The sequence below is a fragment of the Dyella mobilis genome (genome assembly GCF_016904945.1).
Lineage (GTDB): Bacteria > Pseudomonadota > Gammaproteobacteria > Xanthomonadales > Rhodanobacteraceae > Dyella_B > Dyella_B mobilis.
In genome coordinates this window covers 621,494-646,408 of record NZ_JADIKF010000038.1, presented here as the reverse complement: position 1 = coordinate 646,408, position 24,915 = coordinate 621,494, and the positions used below count along the sequence as shown (strand labels likewise).

The window sequence follows — 24,915 nt, the reverse complement described above, 5'->3', positions numbered from 1 at the left end:
ACCAGGCGGCATCGATGGCACCGAAGCGCTGGCTGCCGCGCAGCATGGCGTCGCGCATCTACCTGATCATCTTTATCGGGCTGATGCTGGCGCAGGGGCTTTCCTTTGCAGTGATGTTCTACGAGCGCTACGAAAGCGCCACCACCACCATGCTCGACACGGTCGAGCACGAAGTGGGTACCTCGGTGGCCATGCTGGACCGCCTGCCCGCCGCCGAGCGCGCCGACTGGCTGATCCTGCTGCGGCGTGACAACTACTTTTTCCTGCTTGGACAGGGCCAACCGGGCATGCCGCTGGCTACCGAACGCTCGCGGCAACTCGTGCAGCGGATCGAAAGAGAAGTCGGCCCGGGTTACCGCGTGCAGGGCGACACGATTTCGATGCATCCGGAGCGCTACCAGGTGCATTTCACCCTGCACGACGGCTCGGCGCTCACGCTCGAAGTCACGCCGCGCGGCGTGGCGCCGATCGCGCAATGGCTGCCGATCGTTCTGGTGTTGCAGCTGTGCCTGTTGCTCGCGTGTACCTGGCTGGCCGTGCGGTTGGCCGCGCATCCGCTGGCGCAACTTGCGCAGGCCGCGGAAGCCATGACGCCGACTGCGGACGGCCCGCGCATGAGCGAGGCAGGCCCCGTGGAGGTGGCGAAGGCAGCGATCGCCTTCAACACCATGCAGGAGCGCATCGCGCGCCACCTCAAGGAGCGCCTGCACATCCTCGCCTCGATCTCGCACGACTTGCAGACACCCATCACGCGCATGCGCTTACGCGCCGAATCGCTGGATGAAGGCGAAGAGCGCCCGAAGATTCTCCGCGACCTGCACGAGATGGAACACCTCGTGCGCGAAGGCGTCGCCTATGCACGCAGCGCACATGGCGGTGCGGAGACGCCGGTGCGCATGGACGTCAAAGCGTTTCTGGAAAGCCTGGTGTTCGACTATCAGGACATCGGCAAACCCGTGGCCATGGCCGATTCCGTCAAAGGCACGTCCATGGTTCGCCAACAGGCGCTGCGGCGCGTGCTGGGCAACCTGATCGATAACGCCATCAAGTACGGCGGTTCGGCCGAGGTCAGCAGCTGGCGCAACGACGAGGGCGCATTGTGCATGGCCGTGTGCGACCGCGGGCCGGGCATTCCCGACGATCAACTGGAACAGGTGCTGCAACCCTTCTATCGGCTGGAGGGCTCGCGCAACCGCGACACCGGCGGCGCCGGCCTGGGCCTGGCCATCGCCGCGCAACTGGCACGGGCCATCGGTGGCGACCTTCGACTTTCCAATCAATCGGGCGGCGGGCTTGCGGCGGTGATTACGCTGCCGTAGTGCCCGCATCCACATGGCAGCCGGCACGAGCTATCGGCAACCACGTGAAACTTTTTCCCTCAGTGGCCGGCTAGAGGACTTCGGATTCCGTTTCCTCTTCATCCCCGAGCAACCGCAGGTACTGCATCCTGACGAAGTTGGCGCGCAGCAAATAGTGCGCTGGCGTTTCCTGCGGCAGCGATGTGGTGAAGCCGTTGAAACCCGTAACGCGCAGCGTGGCTATGCAACGATCGAGTTCGCGCCTGAATGCATCGTTCGCGCCCCGTTCCGCCGATCGCCGCAATGCGTGGGCGAGTTCATCGAGCCGCAGATTTTGCGAAGGGTGCGATCGGTGCCCAAACGCTTCGCCCGGCGCAGCAGCGCCAAGTGATGGTGTTGCGGCCACCACGTTTTTGCTTTGCTCGGGAAAATACAGCGCCTCGACGACCAGTTCGCCGCCCGCGTCGCGGCTCAACAAACTGAGCGGCTCGGCGACGAGCCGGCCGTCCTGCGCGCGCATGCGCGCAATCACCAGCGCCTCGCTGTCGATGCCGGTCGCATCCTTTGCCAGCAAGGCGTCGATCGCTGCCGCCGAATAGTTCGAATAAGGTATTTCCGCTACGAGCGAATTCTGCTCGCGATCGAATAGCGGCCACGTAAGCAGTTGCCTGGCGGAATCGAAGCTCGGTTCGCCGAAGCGCGCGACCTTGAGCGCAAACCAGCAGCGCAGTGGCTTGGGCTCGCTGAGCAGGTTTCGTCCCGCGTTGATGAAGGCCTCGGCCAGCTCTTTCCAGGACACGTGGGTCGGCAAGCCGGACAATGCCTGGTCGAAATGACGGTCGGTCTTGATCAGCGCCGACGTCGCTTCTGACCCGGATATGCGGCCGCTTCCGCTGACCCGCGCGCCCATCAACGCAAGGCGGCGCCCGGTCGCGTGTGCTGGCGATATCAGCCCCGACCAGGGACCGGGTGCCTCGTAGCGTGCTATCGGGTTGAAGAATCCTTGCGCCTCAGGGCGCGCGTCCGTGCACGAAAGAAACTCCCCTTCCTCCGGCGACCAGAACAGCATGGTCAGCCCCACATATCCCGACGCCGATCGCCAGGGGCTTGCACCCAGCCCGACCAGCTCGATGGTGGAGGTGGACGCGTATTGTTCCCGCGAGCGCCCGATGAGTGCCTTGGGCTGGAGTTGCTTTGCGGCGGAGCGGTCGATCGCGGTGGTCAGCGCCAGGGCGAGCGAAGCCTCGTCCAGCAGCCGATGTTCGTCGGCGGAACTTGCGCGCTCGAGCAGCAGCTCGACGTGATCGGCCAACCGCCGCAAGAGCAGCGCCAGGCGGGGGTACTGGGCACCTTGGGCCCATACAGCAAGAGTAGCGTAGCGCTCGTGCGTGCCGATGGAGAGATGCGAGAGGCCGAGCTCGACACTTTCCTGCAACAGCTCGATGACGTTTTCACGCAATCGCTGCCTGGACGTTGCAAGCGCCTGGTCCGCGCGCTCTGCAATGGCATGGTCTTTGCCGAAATCGATCTGCCCGCTACGTGCCTCTTCGCGTACCGTAGGCGCGACGATCTCCAGGTTGTTGGCTCTGCGGTAAGCGAGCACGGCGGCAATGCGATATTTTTCCAGTTTGCTGCCGCGATGCTCGCTGATCAGGTTGTCGAGCGGTCCCCCGGGATAGCGAAAAGTCATCCTGAGCTCCGGCAACTCGATACTGATGTGCCGCTCTCCGCCTATTTTCGGCAGTACCTCCATGTTCTGCACGAACTGCCAGGCCCAGCGGTACGCAGCTTTGCCCGCGTATGCGATGAGCTGCTCGTCGCCGAACGCCTCCAGTTCGGCACACAAGCTGTCGCGCACCGAGGCTTCCGCATCATCCTGCGCCGAGCCGGTCGATGTGCCGGTCGATGCCTCATCGAGCGCAGCCTGGTTCTGGAGCCACATCGCCGCGGCAATGATGTGCTGGCACACCGTGGTGGACGGGCAATCGCAGCGGGCGTTGGCCACGCCCGCAGAACTGAAGGTCACCGTTCTGTCACCCACGCTCACGTGCAGCGCGTCACCGGTTTCTTCGCCGAGGCGCACGCTTACCGATTCGAGGTCCTTGCCCGCCCGCCGGTAGAGTCCACGGTTGGCGAGAGCCACAAAGGCTTCCTCGTCCATGGCGCGCAATTGGGCCCGCAATGCGGTGCGCAGGCTCACGAGATCACCTTCACGAGCCATTGCGCCAGATGCTGCGGAGTGAGTGCGGCAATCTCCATGCCTAGCGCAGCCAACTGTTGCGCCATTTGCCGGTCGTAGACCGGATTCACCTGCCCGTCCAAGGCGGCGAGGCCGATCAATTTCACGCGGGCTTCGGCCAGCTGCCGCACGACGCCCAGCAATTCGCTGGGCGGGGCGCCTTCGCAGAAATCGCTGACCAGCGCGATCACGGTGCGATGCGGGTTCTCGACCAGTTGCGCGCAATAGCTCATCGCACGCGCTATGTGCGTGCCACCGCCGAGCTGCACGCTCATCAGTATTTCGACCGGATCATCCACGTGCTCGGACAGATCGACCACGGCGGTATCGAACACCACCAGCTTGACCCGGAACGACGGCAGCGCGGCGAGAATTCCCGCCATGATCGCGCTGTGGATTACCGAACCTGCCATGCTGCCGCTTTGGTCGACGCAAAGGATGACGTCCCACGGCAACCGCCGCGTATTGCGTTCGAAAAAAAGCAGATGCTCGACCACCAGCTTGCCGCGCTCGCGATCATAATGCTTCAGATTGCGGCGAACCGTGCCCATCGCGTCGAAATTCTTGGCAACCGCCATGGGCGAATGGCGGAAGCGATTGAGTCGTCCCGACAAGGTGCGCCTTATCTCCGGCTCCAACTTTGCCCGGATTTCCTCCACCACGCGGCGAATGATGCGCCTGGCCACATCGAGCACGTCACCCTTGAGGTGCCCTCTCAGGCTCATCAGGGTCTTGAGCAGTTCCTGGCTTGGTTCCAGGCGTTCGAGTGTCTGCGGATCGGTAACCAGCTCGGTCAGGCCGTAGCGCTCAAGCGCGTGCTTTTCGATCACCTCGACGGTCTGTTTCGGAAACAGCTCGCGCACTTCCGACAACCAGTGCACGAGCGTCGGCTGCGACGCTTCGAGCGAGCCGGGGCCCGCCTCCTCCCTCGTGCCGCGACCCGCGTATTCACGGCCGTATAGATAATCCAGGGCCGCATCCATGCGACCAGCAATCGATCCAGCGCCCAACTCCGGCAAGCGCTGGCCGGCATAGCGGCCGAGGATGAGTCGCCAACGCTCCAGCGGAGTCACGCGCCACCCCACTCGGCAAGATGGTCTTCGTGCAGGATGCCGTTCAACACCTTTGACAGTTCGAGGTGGTATTGCACGTCGGCGGCCGAGTGCTCGCGGATGACCAGCGTTCCAAGCTGATCCTCGCCGTGACGTTGCGCCACCACGCGCGCAATGCGATCCGTTTCGCGCGGCGTCATTTCCGCAAAGGCCAGTCGCAATTCGGGAAGAACGGCGGTAAAGGCATCGTCATCCCACTGCGCGAGGAGCTCGTCCAATGCGTCGAGCAGCTCCGGTTGTTGCCAGGCAACCTCTCGCGCGGTTTGCAACAGGCCGCGCATGAAAGCCGCGGCGTCCTGCGGCTTTGCGTGGCCGCGCAAATGACCCACGATCCCACTTTGCAATGCATCGGCACCGAGGTAGCCCGCCGAATAGCGCAGGCCGGTCGCCGCTCCCTGCATGATCGGAACGGGGTGGGTGGATTGAATGCGCTCCAGCATCGCCCAGTAAAGGCTGGCATCGAGCTGCGCGCCGGCCGCGCTGACCAGTATCTCGCGCCAGCGCATCAACGCGCGGACCACCTTCGCAGGATCGTCCGCTGGCACCGAAAGATCCTCACCCAGGAACGTGGCGCGCTCATAGGCCGTGTTGAGCAGCACTCCCAGTTCGCCGGCATCGAGCGCTTCCAGCGGCTCGCGTGCCTGAGCCAGCAACGAAACGGCGGCCGCGGCGGCCGTGACCGATTCGAACTCCGCGTCGTGACCGATGCTCGTGCGCAAAGTTGCCAACGCGGCGGGCAGATGATCGTGCAAACCCAACACGAATGCCTGGGTAAGCAAGGCGGCTCCCGCTCGAGCCGTAGCCAAAGCACCCCCGGCCCGAAACGCGTCCAGCTTCTTTTCAAACAGGTGTGCCACCGCCAGCGGCAACGTCGCACCATGCACGGAGGCTTCCACGAGCGCGCCTTCCGTGGCGGCTGTGTGGCAGTAATCCCACTTTTCCTGCAACCGATTCAGGCCCTGCCCGTGAATGAAGTCGGGGCCGGCGATGCGCTGGGCAAAGGGAATACCAAGAAACGTCAGCCCATGCAGCAGCCGGCTGGTCATCCGATGCGCAGGATTTCGATAGATGTCCAGCGTGGTTTTCTGGCGCTCGATGTTGTCGATTTTCAGTTTCTGTTTGCGCAGCCGCCACATCACGTCTTTCACCAGCGGCGGCGTTCCCGCCCCGGGCGGTACCGTGCCGATGCTCGCACCGGTAAACGCCTGCCTGGCGATCGCCAGTACCGCTTCCCCTGCCGTACCCACTTCGCCTTTGATGAAACAGCTGGTTATCGCGTCCAGAACGTCGACGCGGGCAACGGCCGGACGGGCCCGAAGGCGTGCAAGGCTAAGCGTTTGTTCGTAGGCAGCACTCAATGCGGGCATGGGAATGGCGACGTCGTACTTGGAGCGCAACGTCGCCGCGACTTCCGACAGCATCTCGAGCGCGATGTCCTGTCGCGTTCGCTTCAGCGGCGGCGATGTCGCATCGCCCAGCATGAAGCGCTCCCAGATGCGTTGTTGCCACGCCGGCGAGGTCATCCCCGCCGCATAGCCGTTGAGGCGCTCGAGTCGATCGAAGCTGTAACGTATCAACGCGGAGGTGCTTTCGACGACATCGCCGGTAGCGCAGGGCTGGCTTGGAGATGCATCCCGCAACAGCTCCGGCATGGCGACCGCATGGAACCCGCCCATGATCGCTACGACGGGACCATCCGTTGCCGCGCGACCGGCGACGGCCTCGCGGATGTGTCGCACCATTTCGGCCTCGCGCACCAGCGTTCCGTCTCGATGGAGGTCTTCCTGGGAATAATCGAGCCGCGACAGCTCGCAGTAGGCTGCCACGCGGGAAACGTGTTCTTTGAGCGTCACGTGCCCGGCATCGATCTCGAACAAGTGCTCCCACAACTCTTCGTGATCGCGGCAACCCAGACGTTCCGCCAGGGCCTCCAGATGCGCGCTGCGACGGAAGCGCTTTTCGTCCAGCAGGGAGCTACCGTCCTTTTCATCGCAGTGTTCTTCCTGATAAATCTGCTCGGCAAAATCCAGGTCGACGAACCGCGCCGGAATGCTGCGCTTGGCGGCTTCGCGCAAGGCGACCAGCTCAGGCGAGTAGTCGCACATCGGAAAATAGGAGGCGTGGCGCTGCTCAGGTGCGCCTTTGGGTTTGATTACCGCATACGTATAGATGGCCAGCGGCATTTTTGCCGCTTCGTGAGTCAGCAGCGGAATGAGCGGCGTGAAGGATCGCGGCCCTTCGACCAGCACGCTCGACGGCGTGACGGTGGCAAAGAGCCTGCGCAACTGCCATGAGCACGCGGGACTGTGATGACGCACGGGAAAGATGATGAGTTCCGGCGTCATCAAACGATCGCCGAGTTCCCGGATGCGAGATGCGGTGGTCACCATGGAACGCCGGCGCCTAGCGTTCCAGCTCGCCGCGCGCTTCGAGCGCCCGTTTCCATTGCTTGTTCTTTTGCGCTCTCTGCTTTACCACCACGTCGAAGTAGTGCCGCAGTTTCTTGCCGTCTTCGGGATTGTCCTTGAGCACCGTGCCGATCAATTGGCGCGCGATGTGTTCGCCGCCGACGCTGCCGTCTCCGAAGTAATGCGCATCCAGGCTCGCCGCATATCCGACCGCGACGGCCTCGGCGGAAGACATCACGGCGGTAGGCTTTTCGACGACCACGCCCTCCGCCGTCACGCCATGCCTGAGATCGTTGAACGCCGTTACCAGCAGCTCGACGATGTCGCCGTCGAACGGGATATCGATGTTCGAGCGCCCAAGCAGGGCTTCGGTCTGGTCGCGCACGAGACGGGACTCGAGCTTGCGGTCATTGATCGGCCGCACCGTCTCGAAATTGAACCTGCGCTTCAATGCACTGGACATCTCGTGCACGCCGCGGTCGCGGATGTTCGCCGTAGCGAGCAGGTTGAACCCTGGCTTGGCGAATACGATGGATGCCTCGCCATCCAGCTCCGGAATGTGCAGCAGCTTGTCCGATAGCAGGCTGATCAGGCAATCCTGGACTTCCGGCTGCACTCGCGTGATTTCTTCAAAACGGCACAGCTTTCCTTCCGCCAGCGCATCGTAAAGCGGGCCTCTCACCAAAGAACGCGCTGAGGGGCCTTCGGCGAGCAGCAGCGCATAGTTCCAGGAATATTTGATTTGATCCTCGGTGATGCCCGCCGTACCTTGAATCGTGCAGGTCGAATTGCCCGAGATCGCCGCTGCCAACAGTTCGGACAGCATGGACTTGGCCGTGCCGGGCTCGCCCACCAGCAGCAGCCCGCGGTTGCTCATCAGCGTAACGATGCATCGATCGACGAGCGCGTTGTCGCCGAAAAACTTGGTGCGCACGCCCAGCTTGTCGTCGCCGACGATGAAGGCGCGGACCGAGCGAGGCGTCAAGGCCCAGCCCGGCGGACGCGCACCCTTGTCGTTTTGGGCAAGCCGTTGAAGTTCCTGCGCGTGCACCTGCTCGGACAGCGCGCGCAAAATCGGCTGATCGATCGCAGCATTCATCAGTATTGACTCTTTTTTTGCCACTCGGGATCAAAGCCGGGTCCCTCGGCCGCGATGGCTCGCATGTCGTTGTACGACTCGGACAACAGGACGGACGGGATGTCGCCCAGCGGAATGGTCGCTCGCTGCCATCCCGCATCTTCGGTCGACGCGAACGACATCTTCAGCAGTGCCACGGTGCGATTGGTTTCCGGCAGCGGATTGCCGGTAAATTCGATAATCGCCACGATGCCAAGCGAGGGGTACCGCTTTTCGTACGTGGAAAACCAGCCGGCGTCTTCGGTAGGGCCGCGCGTATAGCCGAGTTTCGCCGCTCGGCCCCTCAGCGCGAAGGTTTCCAGCAGATGGCCCTCGAAGTCGGCGATGGACTTCTGATCCGCACGGTCGCTCGGCAATACATAGGTTGCCTTGCCGAACTGCTGGAACAGCGCGGGAACTTCATAATCCACCAGATGCTGCTGCCACACCTTCACATCGTCGTCCAAAAGATGCGATGGATGCGCGATGGAAACGACGTCGCCTGGGTTCAATGCCACGCTTTCGTCGCGGCAGTCGGTCAAGGTCCCATCTTCCAGCGGGCGGAACGTGGCAACGACCTGGCCTTCCCGGCGCGCACTCCAGACCACGCGCTGCGTTACGTGGCGCATGACGGGGTGCTGATTGACGTATCTCTGCCAATCGTCGAACAACCAGGTTCGGCCGATGCACAGCGCTTCGTACAGACGCTCCGTCTGCATGCCGACGATATTCTTCAGCTCTTTCTTGACATTGGCCCACGCCTTCTTGGCGTCCTTGGCAAGTTCCGCGTCGTCGTCCTGGCGTGGCTGCGGCAGGGCCTTGATCGGCTTTTCCTCGTCATTGAAAAGATCGACCGAAAAATCGCTCTTGAGGCGGGCGGTGAACGTTCTCGGCCCGAAGCTCAATGACAACGAGCCCGACTCATCGAACCCGGCGGACGGAATGGTGCGGTCGGCCAGCTCGTCCATGGTCCAGCCTTTGCGATCCGCCAATGCCTTGGCCTGCTTTTCCGCTTCGACCTGGAAGCTCTTGGTGCGGAAGCGGCTCCCTATCGACAGCATGAGCTGGATGGCCGCAGGACTCTCTATCCACGACAGCGTGGCGATCAGGGCTTTGCCTTGCGAGGCGCGCGTACCGTAATACTGCTTCAGATAGCGCGCGACAGCAGGGGCGGCGCGATCTCCCGCACAGGCGCCGACCACTGCCAGCAAGCCTTTGCTGTCCACCGCCGATCCCGCCGGCCGCTGAAGAAAGCCGGGGAGCAAACGGGCGGTGATCTCTTCCACGGTACCTTGGTATTGCGGGTAACTCTGCGCCAGCGCCGGATAGGCCTGCGCCTGCGCAAACGTGTTCGCCGCCTGTGCCGACGCCGCTTTGTGCGCCTCATCGGCGTTTATCGGCCGGATGTCTTCGGCGAGCCACGTCTCCAGCACGAACTGCCCGAGAGCTTCTCTTTGCCTGGCAGCGAACATGCCGCAGTACTTGCGCAAGATGGCATTGGGCTCCACGACCTTCTGCTTGACGGCCTGAATCAGGAACCAGCGCACGATCGGCGCCGGCACCGGCTCGCCCGAATCGGCCCAGGTGATTTCCGGCAAGGCGTTCCAGGGAAACCAGGCCAGCTCCTTGGGTTCACCCTTGGCCAAGGACTTGGTCGCATCGGCCAGGAGTGCGTCTCGATTCAGATACTTTTCGATGGGCTGGCCCATCATCTGCAACGCGTCGAGCATCGCACCCTTGGGAATGTCCAGCCTCTCGACGGAAACGGCTTTCTCCAACGCGGGTATGGCGGGCTGGTGGCGCAATTGCCCAAGCCATTGGGCGGCGACGGTTCTGCGTTCCGCCTTGCCCGCCGAAAGCGCACTGATGATGCGAGGCTCCTTGTTCGGCAGGTTGGCCAGGGCCGCCTGCGCAAGCACACGGTCCAGTTTCGCATCGCCCAGCGCGATGTCGTAAAGCGTGTTGATCAGTGCAACGGGGGGCTCGGGAAGCGTCGCAACCGCCTTATACGCAAGCTTGCGGTCGAGCATGTAATGGCGCGTGCGCAACGGATCGATAAAACGCAGCAGAGTTGCCAGATTTTTGGCAAAGAATGGCCACGCCGCGTCTTGCGTCCAGGTCTTTTGAACGGTCGAATCCCAAGGGTTGCAATAGGCGCTGGTAAGCGAATCTGCACCGTCCACACCCAGCGCATTGAGCATTTCGGAGATTTCGAGCAGGGTTGGGTGCCCGGTTGCCCGATATCGCTCGCTCAGCATGGTGATGGCGGTACCGGACAGCACTCCCGCGTGTTGGTTGAGGAGACTGAAGTAAGCCAGCGACTTCAACAGCAGCGTGGTCGGAAAAGCGGAATCCGCAGCCAGCGTGCGTAACGCGGGAACCAGGTGGCTGTGCGAAAGCCGGCGATGCAATTCCACGGGCGAAACGGGCTTTGTCTCGTCCGACATCAGGTAGCTTCGAAACTTCTTGAACTCGCCCTTTTCGAGAGCCGCTACGAAATGGGGTTTCCATTTTACCGGGGCATTTGCCGATTCCCGGTCGTATCGCTCCTGCAATTGCTGGTTGGCGTGCCGAACGGATTGCTCCACTTGGACATCCAGTTTGTCCAGCAACCCCTCTATCTGCGACTTGTTGGGTATCGACCAGTCGATCGTTGGCGTTTCGAACTGATATTGATCGGCTCCGGCGCTGGCAGATTCGTTCGCGGCATTCCATTCCAGAACCAGCGCACGCACCGATGCCGCGTTATCGGCGCTCGCCGTTTGTACCGCGAAAGTCTCCAGCGGTTCGTCTTTTCCCGCCGTGGCGATTTGCCAGATTTTTTGAAGCGCCGTCGCGCGTTGATCGGGTTTTGCTTCCCGCGCCAGGCGCTTGAGCGCATCCAATCCCTTGGAATCGGTACGGCTCAGCAAGGCGTCAACGGCCTGGCGAACTTGCTTGTTTCCGGCTGTGGCAAGTTCGGCGATTTCGCTCGTGAATGGAATGAGGGCGGCATCGCTCGCGGCACCGAGCATGTCGATAGCGTGCAATCGCTGCGGCGGCAGGGGCAGGAACAAAGTCGGCCGGAGCACTTCGCAATGCCGCTCCACGGCTTCGGCATAGCCGATGAGATCCGTGACCATTTTGGCGCGATAGTCGAACATCCAGAGGCGCTGGGCCGGCATCGAGAATGCCGCGAGCAACAGTGCAGACGGTTGCAGCCCAAGCGCTGCCAGCAACTTCTCCACGCCGACCGCCGTGACGTGCTGAATATCGCCTTTTTGATTGCTCTGCACCGAATGATTCACCCCTGAAGCATGCGTGAGCAGCGCTTCGGGTTCGCGCACGTCGCCTGGCAGCGCCAGTGTCCATTGCCTTGCATTTAATGCGGAATAGGCCGCTGCCAATACTCGCGTCCAGCGAACTAGAACGTCGATCGGTATGTCATCAAATCCCGGATAGAGAGCGACGGGGTGAATGCTCGTGCTGCTCTTCAGGTAGCCGGTAACGCGAATTTGCGCACATACGGCTTTGTACTTTTGCAGCTCGCCCAATACCGACTCGGGCGAACCTGAAAGCACGTAGGACAAAATGTCCTTGCTTATGCCGGAGCGGCTTTCCCCACTCTTTATGTCGTCGATCGGTGCCAGCCAAGGTTTCAATTTTTCTTCGGAAAATTGAGTCGGCTCGGCTTTCGCGCTCCCGTTGGCATCCCCACCCAAAACCTTCCTTATCAAGTCGAGCACGGCTCAGCTCCCCCTGCTGATATTGGCGTCTTCCTAATATAGCGGCTGCTTATCCAAGAATATCGTGTCATTTTTGCGGCTGGCCTTGCGCCTCGTGAAGACCGTCTCCGGCCCGGGTGACGGTGAGATGACAACCCGTCACCGGGGCGTCCGCACCGCACCAGCTTCAATGGCGACCAGGCTCTTCACCCGTCCCCCAAGCCACCGCCGAAGTACCCGCCTTCGCCGTGAACGGAACCAGTCCATTTGGACTGATTGTCTTGACCAGCGAGTTGGCATAGAAGAGCACGATGAACGCCCAACCTGCGCTGCAACTGCTGCTGATCGACGACCATGCGCTGCTGCGCACCGGCCTGCGCCTGGTGCTCGAATCGGCCCTGCCCGGCGTGCGGATCGGGGAGGCGGGTTCGATGGCCGAGGCCCTGCACACGCCCGATGCCAAGCTCGACCTGGTGCTGCTGGACATCGAGCTGCCGGGACTCAACGGACTGCAAGGCATCACCTTGCTCAAGCGCCAGTGGCCCACCACGCCCATCATCATCGTGACCTCGCACGCCGAAGCGGACGCGCGCACGACTGCGGTGGCGCAGGGAGCGGCTGCGTTTCTCTCCAAATCCGAACCCACCGGGCGGATGGTCGCCGTGATCCAGGCCGTGCTCGCCGGCGACCCCGTCACCGAGCCTACGGCAGCGAGCCCGGTCTCGCCCACGCCGTTGACCGCGCGCCAGTGCGAAGTCCTCGATCAACTTTGCCTGGGGCATTCCAACAAGATCATCGGCCGCCACTTGAACCTGTCGGAAAACACCGTGCGTGGACACGTAGCGGGCTTGCTTGCCGCACTCGGCGTATCCAGCCGCACCGAAGCCGTGGCCGTGGCGCGGCAACGAGGACTGGTGCGCTAGAGCGCCGCTGCCTATGCTTGGCGCGGGTTGAGCTACGCCAGGGGTCGATGCTCTGCATGCTGCGCCGTTTTTTACCGCCAGCTCCATCGCGCGTGGCCGTCGAACAGCTGCGCATGCTGCTGGCCAATGCGACGTTTTCGTTCACCCTCGGCGGCGTGGCCAATGTGCTGGTGGCGGCCGTCTTTGCATTGAGCGCGCCGGTGGAACCGCTGGCGATTTGGGCCCTGGCCTGCTGGCTGCCGGTACCGGTGCTGCATCGGCTCGCGCGCGGATTCGCCGTTGCCCCGGCGCCCACCGAGGTCGTGGACCGGTATACGCGCCGGGTCGTCGCGGCTTGCACGGCAACCGGCGCGCTGCGCGGCATCCTGCCGTGGATTGCCTTCGACCACGCATCGCCGCTGGCGATCGCCTTGCTGATCTGCTTCATGGCCGCCATCCAGGCCGGCTCGATGGCCTTCATGGCGCCGGTGCTGGCGGCGTTTGCCGGCTATACGCTGGCCTTTCTAGTGCTGCTCGCGGCCAAGCTCGCGACCATGCACAACCCGGTGTACTGGGCGATTGCCGCCGGTGCAGTGCTGTTCGGCGTGGCCGTCATCGCGTCGGCGCGTCGGCTCAGCGTGGCGTTCCGCAGCATGGTGGAACTGCGCTTTGAGAATGTCGAACTGGTCGAACGCCTGCGCCAGGAGTCGGCGCTGGCGCAGGCCGCGCGCATCGAAGCGGAGAATGCCAATCAGGCCAAGTCGAAATTCCTGGCTGCTGCGAGCCACGACTTGCGCCAACCCATCCACGCGCAAGGCCTGTTCCTGGAGGTGTTGTCGCGCGGCGAGCTGTCATCGCAGCAGCGCGACGTGCTGGCCAATGCGCGCGCCGCCTGCGTGGCATCGGGCGACATGCTCAATACGCTGCTCGATTTTTCGCGCCTGGAGGCCGGCGTGGTGGCGGTGAATGTGCGGCCGTTCCGTTTGCAGCCGTTGCTCAACCGCATCGAAAACGAACTGGCGCCGCTGGCCGATCGCAAGGACATCGTCTATCGGCTGCGCGAAACCGAAGCGGTGATCGATTCGGATGCCGCGCTGGTCGAACTGATTTTGCGCAACCTCGTATCCAACGCGATTCGCTACACCGAGCGCGGAGGCGTGTTGATCGGCTGTCGCCGCCGTGGCGACGCGCTGCGCATCGAGGTGTGGGATACAGGAATCGGCATCGCGCCGGAGCACCACACCGAAGTGTTTCGCGAATTTCACCAGCTCGGCAATCCCGAGCGCGACCGGCGCAAGGGACTGGGGTTGGGCCTGGCCATTGCCGAACGCCTGGCCCACGCCCTGGGAAGCACGCTTTCGCTGCAATCGCAGCCCCGCCGCGGCAGCGTATTTGCCATCACGTTGCCGTTGGCAAGCGCGTGCACCGACGCAGCCGCATCGGTGCCGCTCGAGGATGCAAATTCGGGCATGGCGCAGCTTCGTGTCCTGGTGGTCGACGATGACGAGGCCGTGCGCAACGGCATGCTGCAATTGATGCGCTCGTGGGGTGCGGACTGCGAGGCCAGCGAATCGATCGAACAGGCGCTGGCCAACGCTGCACGTGCCGCGCCGCAACTGGTGATATGCGACTACCGGCTGCGCGACCAGCGCACCGGCACCGAAGCCATCGCTGCTTTGCGGCGACTCCATCCCGCGCTGCCCGCCATTCTCATCACCGGCGACACCGCGCCGGAACGGCTGCGCGAAGCGCAGGCCAGCGGACTGCCCCTGCTGCACAAACCGGTAGCCCCGGCCGATCTGTGGAGCAAGATCGCGGAGGTCGTCGCAGACCGCCAACCAGTCCAAATGGACTGATTACTTCTGCAGCACAGGCGCGTACTGTGACGCGGTACGGGGAATCCAGGGCTTTCGCCTGGGCTTCGGGTGCTGTTTCGCGTTCGATGAAACGCGCGGCCCGAAGCCCAGGCAGAGCCATGAAGCGCGAATGACGGTTGATCGCCGGAAGCGGCGATGAGGACCTGTGTGCCATTTGCGTGAGGCAACGCCCTTTGTGCGCGTTGCCGCGCCGATCGCGCGACACCCCCAATTTCGGGGATGGGCGGAATGCCGCCGCCAGCGCACAGTACCGAAGGCTACAAACGACGGGGAGAGTGCGGCGCTCGTCCGGACGCACTCCACCAAGGCGGGGGCCCGCGCTCACCGGTAACGCGCAGAGCAGCACGCAGACCTATGGCACGCTCCACTTGCGCGGTACGCTGCAGCTGGATGCGCAAGGCACGATCCAGGCGCATGCCAGGGTTACGCTGGAAACGGCAAGCAGCATTCAGTTCGCCGACGGCAGCCTGGCCTTCACCACGGATGGCGCGCCGGTAGCGCGGAACGCGGCGGCGGTGACACTGGGTTTCCGTTTCTTCTCGTCGCAGCGTCTCACCGCCGATGCCAGCTACACGCGGCAATTCGCGCAGCACGCCAGGGATCAGGCGGCGCGGCCGAGTGTCAGCTACGCCTTCTGACCGAATCACTTGGAAGGTGGCATGGTCGGCCACACTTCCATGCCGCCGCCCATCCATCGAATACACAAAACGTCTTGCCAACTTTTTTAAACAGGGGTCTTCAATGCGTCTTCATTCCATCACCGCCGGCCTCGCCGCCGTACTGCTGTTTGCCCTTCCGGCGCTGCCGGCCATGGCAGCCCGCTACGAAGTGCAGGGTGCCATCAGCTACATGGGCAATCCTTCCAACAACTACAGCACGCCGGCGGCATTCGGCGAGGTCGTGTTCGAACCGAGCCAGATCGGCAGCAGCGATTTCACCTGGTCGCCGGACGTGACCGCCGGCTGGATCGGCGGCCGCGACGGCAGCAAGGTGGCCGAGTTCGCCAACGACAACCCCAGCACGCGCGACGATGTGTTCCTGGTGGCCGGCGGTGCGCGCTTCCATTTCGGCCCCGCCAGCGCCTGGTACCAGCCGCTGTTCCTGAGCTTTCAGCCGGCGGTGCACACCGGCCGTACGCAGGCGTTGAGCACCGTGTACGAATTCGTCACCACGGTGGGTTACCAGGGCAGTCACTGGAGCCTGGGCGTTCGCCACATTTCCAACGGCAGCTTCCACGAACCCAATCGCGGCGAGACGATGCTGGTGGCAGGCATTGCGTTCTGATGCGATGCATCGCGTCTACGGCTGCGGAGCAATCGGCGCGATAAAACTCAAATGCGTACCGTCGCCGGGCGACGACGCCACGCATAACGAAGCACCCAAGCGGGTTGCACGGGCGCGCAGGCTTGGCAGGCCGGCGCCTCGTGTTTCCGCGGCGTTCGGCACAAAGCCCAGGCCGTCGTCGCGAACGTCCACACTCAGCTTGTCGTCCTCGCAATGGATGCGCACGTGGACCTGCGACGCGCGGCTGTGCTTGAGCACATTGGTCAGCGCCTCCTGCAAAAAGCGCAGCAACTCCAGCACGCGCATGGCGCCCAGGTTCAGCTGATCGACGCCCTCCACCGACCAGCGGCTGTCGATATCGGCCGCTTCGAGACGCTGGCTCCAGCGATGCCGCAGCGGCGCGATCTGGCCGCCCAGGTGGGTGTCCTGCTCGTGCGTGGTGGTGTCGATGACCAGGCGCAGGTCGTCGCGCAACTCTTTCAGCACGGCGACGACTTGCGCCGGCTCCTGCCGGCGCCGCGGATCTTCCAGCGTGCCGATGGCGCCGAGCAGGCTGCCGCCGAAGCCGTCGTGCAGGTCGCGCACCAGATTGAGGCGTTCGGTGATGCGCGCATTGTTGAGCGCCAGCCCGTGTTCGCGGCCCATCGTTTCAGTCAATGCGCGCGTGGCCGCTCCCACTTCGCGCTCCAGCTCTACGCCGTAGTTTTCCGCACGGCGCATGGCCACGGCGAAGCGGTAGGCAAGCGCGAAACCCATGCCCATGATGGTGAGCGGCGAGGTGGCGGCCATCCACATGTTGTCGCCGTGGATGATGCTCAGATACAGGAGCAGATCGCGCACGGATACGGCAATGGGTATCAGCAGACTGGCTGCCAGCGCATAGTAGTCGGCACGCGGGCGCCACAGCGTATAGCCGATAAAGCCCAGCATGGCGGCGTAATACGTGAGCGCGCCCAAAAGCACGCCGACATCGCGATACGGACCCGCCACCCGCGGAAAAAACAGAGCGAGCACCAGCAACGATGCGGCGAGCACCAGCATGCCGCGCTCGAAACGCCGCCATTGCACACCGACATAGCGCAACAGAAAAATGCCGAAGGTGACCGACGCTGCAAACCACCACGCGACATTGAGACCCTGCCACGCATCGGAACTGTCGAACGGCCACGGGCTGGAAACGATGAAGTTGAGCGTATACAGCGACGAAAACAAGGTACTCAGCGCGTACCAGCCGTAATAGCTGTCCTGCCGCCGCAACAGCCACAGGATGAAAAACAGGCCGCCGAACACCGCGCCGACGCATTCGTCGAACCAGTGGATGCCATAGCGGACAAATTCGCTACGGCGCGCCAGCGCCAATACCCGTTCCGGATTGCCTACCGTCACCGTGCCGAGCCCCGGCTGGTAGGCCGACAGTCCCGATACGCGAATCATCAGCTCGTTGCTGCCCGAGCGAAGCACGGGCTGGTCGAGCAAGAAATAATGCGGACGGATCCAACTGCGCGAAAGCGGCTCGACCAGCTGCGGATCGCGGTAAATCAGGCTTCCGTTAACGTAAAGCGCGTAGGCCATGCTGGCATAGTCGACCAGCAACCCGACCGGCTTGCCGTTGCCGGGCTGGTTCCAGCGCAACCGATACCACACCACCCCATCGTGATGCGGCCAGCGCGAATCCCAGAAATCCATCAACGTTACCGGCACCCAGCCAGCGGCCGGCGGGGTTTGCGAATCCCATCCGGCAGGCGCCGCTTCGGCGCTGCGAAGATCGATGGTGGCCGCATCGTCGGTCAGCGGCTGCTCGGCGATGGCGGAACGGGCGAAGCACGTGCACAACAGGAACAGAACCGCCAGCCACGCGCGCAGGCTCATAGCAAGCCCATGGACTTGGCCTCGAACACGGCGGCCGTGCGCGAACGCACTGCGAGCTTGCGATAGATGCTTTTCGTATAGCCTTCGATTGTGAAGCGCGAAAGGCCGGTAAGGTCGGCAATTTCGCGATTGCTGAACCCCTGCGCGACAAATTGCAGGATTTCCGATTCGCGCTCCGACAACGCCGCCTCGTTTCTTTTTTGCGCCTGCGCGGAAAGCGTCGGCGTGAAAGGTTCGGTCGGGGACAGTTGCACGAACGCGAGAATGCGCCGGGCGATGAGCGGATCGATCAACGCACCGCCGCGGCGAACGCTGTGCAGGGCGGCGACGAGCTCCGCATCATCGCGTTCCTTCATCAAGTACCCGACGGCACCGGAACGCAGCGCCGCCAGCACCACTTCTTCGTGACCCCAGGCCGAAATGGCGACGGTGATCGTGTCGCCGTGGTGTTGGTCGATCCAGCTGATCAGCTCCAGTCCGTTGCCGTCCGGCAGGCCGATGTCCACCAGCGCCAGATTCGGCGCGCTGGAAGAAACCATGGTCTTGGCGCTGGCCACGCTGTCGGCGACGGCAATGTTGTCGATCGAGCCCACCAGCTCCAGCAACACTTGGGCCAGGCGACGCTGCGTGCGCGCGTCGTCCTCGACGATCAGCACCCGATCGAATGCAATGTGGTCCCCGGTAGAGGCCATACCCCTTAACCCCTGGCTGTTCGCCGCCCATGTTACTTAACTAAACCGGCAAACATAGAGCGTATGTTTTTCCGGTCGGCACGGACACCGGGCCACCTCAGCGACCCGCCACTCCAACTCCTTGATGAGTACGGCAAAAACACGTACCTCGCGCAGCCCGATCCGGCGCGGGCGGAAACCCGTGTCGAAATCCCCTGCCGCTGACCGTCGTCTCTGTGACATCCCCCACAGCTCGCGGACTTCGCCATGGACACCAGCCTTCTATCTCCCAAGCCATCTGTGTCATCGGACGCGCGCGTGCTGATGCGCGGCATCGCGATGGGTGAATCGCCGCGCTGGCATCAGGGGCGATTGTGGTTCGCCGATTGGGGGGCGCAGCAGATCGTCGCGGTGGATCCGGCCGGGAACAGCGAGGTGATGATGGACACCCATCTCGACCTGCCCTTCTCCATCGATTGGCTGCCCGACGGCCGCCTGCTCGTGGTGGCTGGCCGCGCAAGCCTGGTGCTGCGCCAGGAAAGCGACGGCATGATGGTGACGCACGCGGATCTGCGCGACGTTTCCGACGCGGGCTGGAACGAAATCGTGGTCGACCGGCACGCCCGTGCTTACGTCAACGGCGGGCCTGGCATCATCGCCGTGGTGAATGCGGACGGGTCCGCGCGGCAGGTGGCCGACAACATTGCTTTTCCCAACGGCATGGCCATTACGCCAGACGGTAAAACGCTGATCATCGCCGAGTCCCACGGCAAGCGGCTCACCGCGTTCGACATCGACGGCGATGGCGGCCTCTCGCATCGGCGCGTATGGGCGGATCTGGTGGACGGCTTTCCCGACGGCATTTGCATCGATGCCGATGGCGCCGTGTGGTACGCGGATGTGCCCAACAAGCGCTGTGTGCGCGTGCGCGAAGGCGGCGAAGTGCTGCAGACCGTTGCCGTGGATCGCGGTTGCTTCGCCTGCATGCTCGGTGGCGCGGATGGCAAGACGTTGTTTATCGTAGCCACCGAATGGCGCGGCATGGCGCAAATGGCGGCCGTCGCCGCCGAGCGAACCGGAAGGATACTGACCGTGCTGGCGCCCGCTGCGGCAGCGGGATTCCCTTTGAGCACGCGCCAGGTCGCACCGACCTGATCGCCGTCGGCTCGCCACGACATCCGTCTACATTTGCCGGAACAGATGCAGGTAGCTGCGGCTGACCGGCAACTGTTCCTGACGGTTGCGCAGGTGCACCGTGGCGGTTTCGTGATCGCCGCGCGTGACGTGACTGATGGCGCGCAGGTTCACCACCGTGGAACGGTGGACCTGCACGAATTGCTCGGCATCGAGTTGCGCAACGAGTTCTTTCAGCGAGGTGCTGATCAGCGCCTCGCAGGCTTGCCCGGCTTCGCCGCGCCAGGCAATCCGCGTGTATTTCGCTTCCGAGCGCAGGTAGTCGACATCGTCCACCGGAATCAGGCGCAAGGTCTGCCCGACCTGTGCGCGAATCCAGCGCAGTGGTGCCGGCGCGGCGCGGCGTTCGAGCTGGGCGGCAAGTTCGCGCAGCAGCGTTTCGCTGTTCGACGCCGGCTGCGCGGCACTCAGGCGTTCCTTCAGGCGCGCCACCGTATCGGCCAGCCGCTCCGCCTCTACCGGCTTCACCAGGTAATCGAGCACGCCTTGCGCGAAGGCCTGCACGGCATATTTGTCGTACGCGGTGACGAACACCACGTGGGCGCGCCGGCCTATGTGATGCGCCACCTCGACACCTGAGACACCCGGCATGTGCACGTCGAGGAAACACACATCCGGTTGAAGGGCATCGAACTGCTTGATAGCTTCGCGGCCATTGCGCGCCTGCGCCACCACCTGCAATTCAGGCCAGGCTTGCGCAAGCATCTGCGCCAGGGCTCCACGCAGCAGCGGTTCGTCGTCGGCGATCAGTGCGGTAGTCATGGGGCGCCTGCCTCGCGCGCCGGAAAGTCCACTTCGGCGGACACCCCGTGCGGGTATTGCGCGGCGACGCTCAGCTGCGCATCGCCGCCGAAAGCCAGCGCAAGCCGTTCGCGCAAGGTGGCGAGGCCGGTGCCAAGGCTTTTGCTGGATGCTTGCAAGCCCACGCCGGTGTCCGCGACACGCACCAGGCAACGCGCGCCGTGTCGCTGCACGTGGATATCGATGCGGCCGCCGTCCTCGCTGGGATCGATGCCGTGCCGCACGGCATTCTCGACCAGGGTCAGCAACGTCAGCGGCGGACAGCGCAGCGAACGCGCCGCTTCGTCCACGTGCAATGCAAACTGCAGGCGATCGGGCATGCGCATGTGCATCAATTCCAGGTACGCGCGCACCAGCTCCAGTTCCTCGCCGAGCGTGGTGACGGATTCATTCAACCGCGGTACCGCCGCGCGCAGATAGGCAATCAGGTTGCGCAGCACGGCGGAAGCCTGCGGCGAACCTTCGTCCACCAGCACCTGCACATTGGCCAGCGTGTTGAACAGGAAATGCGGAGCGACCTGCGCCTGCAGCAGATGCAGGCGCGCATCCAGCGCCTGGCGCTCCAGTTCGCTGCGTTCCAGATCGAACGCCAGCGCCTGGTGGCGGGCCAGCGCATCCTTCTGTCGCACGAGCGCACCCAATGCCGCCCATGGCGCCAGCAGGATGCCGAGAAAGATCAAGGTAGAGAAACCTTGCAGGCGATCCTGGTCGTGCCAGAACGCCGGCGAGCCCGCCTTGGTGGTGTACACGTAGATCAGCAAGGTCGCCACCGGAATGGACACCGCCACACCAAGCACCTGCAACACCCAGCGTGCGAGCCGTGCCGGCAGGCGCGCGGGCCACTGCTCGAACAACCCGAATGTCAGCATCGCAGCCAGGCCGATGGTCATCGTTCGGGCCAGCAGCGAAGGCAGGCTGGTGCTCCAACTGCCCGACAGCAGCAATCCCAGGATGGCCGACAGACCAAGGGTGAAACGCAAGCGCTTCCAGCCCAGGGCGAGCGCCAGGCCGCGCGGCTTTGCGTTGACGTTCAGTGTGGACACCGCGGAAGCATAGTCAGGCCCGTGGCACTCGCCAATCCCCAGCCATTTACAGATGCGGCAGCCACATCATGGCGAACGCGGCGGCGATGCCAACACCCATCATCAGCGTCAACATCACCAGGCCGCCAGCCATCGCGAGCTTGCCAAAAACGCGCTTGCTTCGCTCCGCCAGAAAATAGAGTTGCAACACCGCCAGCGGCAGCAGGTATTGCGCAAAGCCCAGAAAGGTCAGGAACGGACCGGTGAAGGTTTTCGGGTCGAAGCCGACCGGCCCGTGGTTCACGACGAGCCAGAACATCAGGCCCACGCGGAAAAACCACACGCCGCTCACCGCCAGGAACAATCGCAGCGCCCAGCGTCGATGCACATCGAAACGGCGCGCGCGTGCGTAGTGCAGGGCAAGGCCGGCAAAGGCCACGATCAGCAGTGCGTCGAGCGTCATGCTCGTTCTGCCCAGCAGCGTGTCGTCGCCGACGATGTGGCGCGTCGTGATCATGTACACGCCGCCAAGCGCAGCGATCACGGCGGAGATCAGAAAGAAGCGGCCGTTCCAGCGATGAAAGCGCGGCCAGTGCCGGCGAACCAGCGGCACCAGTTGGGCGGCGCCGCTCAGCATCACCAGGACGGCGCACAACAAGTGCGCGGCGAGTACCGAGTTGCCCACACTGTCGCCGCGTATATAGCCGGCGGACAGCACGTCGTTCCATGCCTGCCATCGTCCCTGCACGGCAGTGCGCCCGTAGAAGTCGGCGACATAGAACGCAAACAACAGCTGACCCAGCACCGCAACCGTCAGCCAAAAGGCCGCCGCGCCTCGCAAGGCTGTCGCCGCCCGGCGCTTCCAGCGCGATTCGTCGGTGTTCAGATCGTGTGCGGCTACGGCGGTTGCAGATGCGCTCATGGGCCTCTCCCTGGAATGCGCAGAAGCATTTCGCGCACGGCACGCTACGCGGAAGAGGTCAGCCGACGAACGACGCTGCGGATGGTACGAGTTGCGCCAGCGGGCGATGGCCGGTCCGGCTCAGCGCTGCGCCGCTATCAGCGTGCGCGCCAGCGATTGCAGAAAGCGCGCCGGACCCTTGTGATGGAGCGCGGTGCCGCTGCTGAGCGCGCCGTCGACGATGACGCCCATCGCCAGCGAAAAAGTCTCGGGATCCTTCAGCTCCATCGCCTTGGCCAAGCGTTTGAGGCGTGCGCGCATTTCGGCCTTGTGGGCCACCGCCACCTTGCGCGCGGGATGGTTGTCATCCGAATACTCGGCGGCGATGTTGATTTGCGGGCACCCGCGGTATCCGGGCCGGGCAATGCGATCGCCGAGCCACTGCAGCTGCGCAAACAGCTCCTGTTCCGCGGAGCGAGGATGCGCCGCCGAAACCTCGTCCCATTTGCGCCAGAAGTCTTCGTCTTCGCGCAGCAGAAATTCGCGGATGAGATCGTCCTTGGTGGGAAAATGTCGGTACAGGCTGGTCTTGGCGACGCCCGACTGCGCCACCACCAGGTCCACCCCCACCGCTCGCGTGCCCTCGCGGTAGAACAGTTCGCTGGCAGTGCGCAGGATGCGTTCGCGTACATCTGGGGCTTGCTGGGAATGAGTGCTCATCGGTGCTGCTCCGAAACGTTTTTGGCCCGCCGGGAAAAATTTTAGCGCAGGGGTGTTGACGACGATACCGATCTGTAGCATTGTTGGCAACAGACAGGTCTGTAGCGTCAGCGGAATCAGGGTTGGCCGCGCAACGGATCTTCGAGCAACGACTTACCTTCCGCACTCGCGGACGGGACATTCATCATCGGGAGGCAACACCGTGTCACAACACGCAAAAGCAGAGACGTTCCGTTCGCTCCACGCTCAGGCGAACCCGCTGTTCCTGTTCAATTCGTGGGATGCCGGCAGCACCCAGGCCGTCGCCAAGGCCGGGGCGGCAGCCATCGCCACCAGCAGTTGGGCGATCGCCGCCTCCCATGGCCTGGGCGATGGGGAAAACATGCCGCTTGCCACCGTGTTGGCCACCATCCGCCAGATCGCCGATGTCACCACCCTGCCCATCACCGTCGACCTGGAAAGCGGCTACGGCGAGGATGTGTCCGCCGTCGAAGAATCCGTTCGCCTGAGCATCGAGGCGGGAGCGATCGGTTGCAACCTGGAAGACAGCCGGCCTTCGGACGGCCGCGTGCGTAGCCCCACCGAGGCGGCGCAGCGCCTGGCGGCAGCACGGCGCGCCGCCGATGCGCACTGCCCCGGCTATTTCATCAATGCCCGCACCGACGTGTTCTTCCAGAACGCGGGTACCGAAGCCGAGATGGTGGCCGAAGTCATCGAGCGGGCAGCCTTGTATGCGAAGGCGGGTGCCGACGGGCTGTTCGTGCCCGGCCTCACCAAGCTGGCCTTGATCCGGGAAATCGCCGCCGCCTCGCCGCTGCCGCTCAACATCATGCGGGTGAATGAAGAGCTGGCGGTTACCGATTTGGCCGCGGCCGGCGTGAAGCGGATCAGCCACGGCCCCTATCCCTATTTGCTTGCCATGGCAGCGCTGGAACGCGCGGCGGCAAACCGCTAACGCTGATTTTCGAAATAGCGGGCCGGCGTGGTTCCAAGTGCCGCGCGAAACGCGGCGATAAACGCGCTGGGCGTGCTGTAGCCCGCTTCCAGCGCCACGTGGGTGACCTTCGATCCTTCACCAAGCAAACGCAGGGCACGCATCAAGCGCAGTTGCTGCCTCCATTTGCCGAAGGTCATGCCCGTCTCGTCCAGGAACAACCGCTCTATCGTTCTTTGGCTGGCACCGCTTTCCCGGCATACCTGGTGCAGCGACGGATGCTCGCCAGGCGCCGTCAGCAGGGCCTCGGCCACGCGCGCGGCGCGCGGGTCGCTCAGGTGCGGCAGTTGCAGGGGCACCATCTGGATCACCTGCAACTGATCGACGATCACGTCGATCAAATGACGCTGTACGCGCACGGCCGTGCTCAGCGACGGGAACGTGCACGCGTGAAAAATCAGCTCCTGCAGCAACGGCGATACGTTGATCACGCAGCACTCGCGCGGCAACGCCTTCCCGCGCGGCGCTTTCACATAGAGCGTGCGCATCGCTACGTTGCCCGACATGCTTATCGTGTGCGCCATGCCTTTGGGTATCCAGACGCCTCGATGGGTGGGCACCACCCAGGTGCCGGTGGCGGTGCGAACCGTCATGACGCCACGCGATGCGTAGACGAGCTGGTCGCGATCGTGCAGATGCAGCGCAATGGTGTAGCCGGCGGGGTAATCGCGCACAAAGGTCACGATCGCGTCCGCGCCGTGGGCTACGCGATCGATCGTTGCCGCTTGTCGTAAATTCGACATTTGTTGTCATTGTATAGATAGCCAGCAAATGCCGGCAATGCGCATGCTGCGTCGAACCC

At 63.6% G+C, this 24,915-nt stretch carries 19 protein-coding genes; 7 read left to right on the top strand and 12 right to left on the bottom strand.

All coding sequences use genetic code 11. The features are described from left to right. The first annotated feature begins 14 nt into the window (after window positions 1-14). Window positions 15-1,319, top strand: a complete 1,305-nt coding sequence (locus ISS99_RS10440) for a sensor histidine kinase (protein WP_204631542.1) — start codon at window positions 15-17, stop codon at window positions 1,317-1,319. Between the two features lie 70 nt (window positions 1,320-1,389). On the opposite strand, the gene ISS99_RS10435 is transcribed toward ISS99_RS10440, so the two are convergent. From ISS99_RS10435 to ISS99_RS23680, 5 genes are read right to left on the bottom strand one after another with little or no spacing between them, the layout of a single operon-like run. Beyond that, window positions 1,390-3,498 (bottom strand): hypothetical protein, encoded by a 2,109-nt coding sequence (locus ISS99_RS10435; protein WP_204631541.1) that lies wholly within the window; start codon window positions 3,496-3,498, stop codon window positions 1,390-1,392. After that, entirely contained in the window at window positions 3,495-4,610 is a 1,116-nt protein-coding gene (locus ISS99_RS10430; protein ID WP_204631540.1) for a VWA domain-containing protein, read from the bottom strand. The genes ISS99_RS10435 and ISS99_RS10430 overlap by 4 nt, the downstream gene beginning before the upstream one ends. Continuing rightward, window positions 4,607-7,036, bottom strand: a complete 2,430-nt coding sequence (locus ISS99_RS10425; RefSeq protein WP_204631539.1) for a DUF5682 family protein — start codon at window positions 7,034-7,036, stop codon at window positions 4,607-4,609. Before ISS99_RS10425 ends, ISS99_RS10430 begins: the two co-directional genes overlap by 4 nt. 16 nt (window positions 7,037-7,052) lie before the next feature. Continuing rightward, a complete protein-coding gene (locus ISS99_RS10420; RefSeq protein ID WP_204631538.1) occupies window positions 7,053-8,156 on the bottom strand; it encodes an ATP-binding protein in 1,104 nt (367 codons plus the stop codon). Next, window positions 8,156-11,734, bottom strand: coding sequence for a DUF4132 domain-containing protein (locus ISS99_RS23680; protein ID WP_204631537.1), 3,579 nt, complete (start codon window positions 11,732-11,734; stop codon window positions 8,156-8,158). The genes ISS99_RS10420 and ISS99_RS23680 overlap by 1 nt, the downstream gene beginning before the upstream one ends. Before the next feature lie 455 nt (window positions 11,735-12,189). Here ISS99_RS23680 and ISS99_RS10410 point away from each other — a divergent pair, with 455 nt between their 5' ends. From ISS99_RS10410 to ISS99_RS10395, 4 genes are all read left to right on the top strand, one after another. Then, entirely contained in the window at window positions 12,190-12,801 is a 612-nt protein-coding gene (locus ISS99_RS10410; RefSeq protein WP_204631536.1) for a response regulator transcription factor, read from the top strand. Between the two features lie 56 nt (window positions 12,802-12,857). Continuing rightward, on the top strand, window positions 12,858-14,636 hold the full coding sequence (locus tag ISS99_RS10405; protein ID WP_204631535.1) for an ATP-binding response regulator: 1,779 nt from the start codon (window positions 12,858-12,860) through the stop codon (window positions 14,634-14,636). Window positions 14,637-14,932: 296 nt separating this feature from the next. Further along, the gene (locus tag ISS99_RS10400; RefSeq protein ID WP_204631534.1) at window positions 14,933-15,295 is read left to right on the top strand and encodes an autotransporter domain-containing protein; all 363 of its coding nucleotides are present in this window, start codon (window positions 14,933-14,935) and stop codon (window positions 15,293-15,295) included. Between the two features lie 103 nt (window positions 15,296-15,398). After that, a complete protein-coding gene (locus ISS99_RS10395) occupies window positions 15,399-15,941 on the top strand; it encodes a porin family protein (protein ID WP_204631533.1) in 543 nt (180 codons plus the stop codon). 15 nt (window positions 15,942-15,956) lie between these two features. On the opposite strand, the gene ISS99_RS10390 is transcribed toward ISS99_RS10395, so the two are convergent. Beyond that, complete coding sequence (locus ISS99_RS10390) at window positions 15,957-17,810, bottom strand: sensor histidine kinase (protein ID WP_204631532.1); 1,854 nt, start codon at window positions 17,808-17,810, stop codon at window positions 15,957-15,959. Then, window positions 17,807-18,502 carry a response regulator transcription factor gene (locus ISS99_RS10385; protein WP_204631531.1) on the bottom strand — a complete coding sequence of 232 codons (696 nt, stop codon included), beginning with the start codon at window positions 18,500-18,502 and terminating at the stop codon, window positions 17,807-17,809. The genes ISS99_RS10390 and ISS99_RS10385 overlap by 4 nt, the downstream gene beginning before the upstream one ends. Before the next feature lie 246 nt (window positions 18,503-18,748). Here ISS99_RS10385 and ISS99_RS10380 point away from each other — a divergent pair, with 246 nt between their 5' ends. Beyond that, complete coding sequence (locus tag ISS99_RS10380; protein ID WP_204631530.1) at window positions 18,749-19,636, top strand: SMP-30/gluconolactonase/LRE family protein; 888 nt, start codon at window positions 18,749-18,751, stop codon at window positions 19,634-19,636. 27 nt (window positions 19,637-19,663) lie between these two features. On the opposite strand, the gene ISS99_RS10375 is transcribed toward ISS99_RS10380, so the two are convergent. The 4 genes from ISS99_RS10375 to ISS99_RS10360 all read right to left on the bottom strand — a co-directional run bounded on the left by ISS99_RS10375 (window position 19,664) and on the right by ISS99_RS10360 (window position 23,119). Beyond that, window positions 19,664-20,437: a LytR/AlgR family response regulator transcription factor gene (locus ISS99_RS10375; protein ID WP_204631529.1), complete on the bottom strand. Its 774-nt coding sequence runs from the start codon at window positions 20,435-20,437 to the stop codon at window positions 19,664-19,666. Continuing rightward, complete coding sequence (locus tag ISS99_RS10370) at window positions 20,434-21,519, bottom strand: sensor histidine kinase (RefSeq protein ID WP_284343752.1); 1,086 nt, start codon at window positions 21,517-21,519, stop codon at window positions 20,434-20,436. Before ISS99_RS10370 ends, ISS99_RS10375 begins: the two co-directional genes overlap by 4 nt. Window positions 21,520-21,565: 46 nt before the next feature. Beyond that, window positions 21,566-22,420 (bottom strand): DUF2306 domain-containing protein, encoded by an 855-nt coding sequence (locus ISS99_RS10365; RefSeq protein WP_204631528.1) that lies wholly within the window; start codon window positions 22,418-22,420, stop codon window positions 21,566-21,568. 120 nt (window positions 22,421-22,540) lie between these two features. Beyond that, the gene (locus tag ISS99_RS10360; RefSeq protein WP_204631527.1) at window positions 22,541-23,119 is read right to left on the bottom strand and encodes a TetR/AcrR family transcriptional regulator; all 579 of its coding nucleotides are present in this window, start codon (window positions 23,117-23,119) and stop codon (window positions 22,541-22,543) included. 202 nt (window positions 23,120-23,321) lie between these two features. On the opposite strand from ISS99_RS10360, the gene ISS99_RS10355 reads away from it, so the two are divergent. After that, window positions 23,322-24,074, top strand: coding sequence for an isocitrate lyase/PEP mutase family protein (locus tag ISS99_RS10355; RefSeq protein ID WP_204631526.1), 753 nt, complete (start codon window positions 23,322-23,324; stop codon window positions 24,072-24,074). On the opposite strand, the gene ISS99_RS10350 is transcribed toward ISS99_RS10355, so the two are convergent. Then, window positions 24,071-24,856: an AraC family transcriptional regulator gene (locus tag ISS99_RS10350; protein WP_204631525.1), complete on the bottom strand. Its 786-nt coding sequence runs from the start codon at window positions 24,854-24,856 to the stop codon at window positions 24,071-24,073. The two genes, ISS99_RS10355 and ISS99_RS10350, sit on opposite strands and share 4 nt — an antisense overlap. Window positions 24,857-24,915 lie beyond the last annotated feature (59 nt).